Raw genomic sequence first — 373 nt, forward strand, 5'->3', positions numbered from 1 at the left:
TTCTGTTCTTTATTACGGAGAACAGACACGATGTGTCGTTTCAATTTTCAGCTTGATCCAGATTTTTAAAGAGCAAATATCTCAAACAAGACTCAGGAGTCTGTTTTGAGATACTGAGGTCGCGACTTTCACTCACAAACCAGCAAGTGGCGTCCCCTGGAGGTTTAACCTCATCAGTTGAACGCTGGCGTCCCCTAGGGGATTCGAACCCCTGTTACCGCCGTGAAAGGGCGGTGTCCTGGGCCTCTAGACGAAGGGGACACAAAGTCTCAATCGTAAGACGCCTTGCTATTTACTTTTCATCAGACAATCTGTGTGAGCACTACAAAGGCAGGTTCTTTAAGGTAAGGAGGTGATCCAACCGCAGGTTCCC

The 373-nt window shown here is 47.7% G+C and carries 1 tRNA gene; it reads right to left on the reverse strand.

Annotated features, from left to right (window positions below):
- Nucleotides 1-185 precede the first annotated feature (185 nt).
- Nucleotides 186-261: transfer RNA gene (locus ACSZPU_RS26390), tRNA-Glu, on the reverse strand.
- Between the last annotated feature and the right edge of the window lie 112 nt (nt 262-373).

This window comes from Phytobacter sp. V69 (assembly GCF_965644215.1).
Taxonomy (GTDB): Bacteria; Pseudomonadota; Gammaproteobacteria; order Enterobacterales; family Enterobacteriaceae; genus Phytobacter.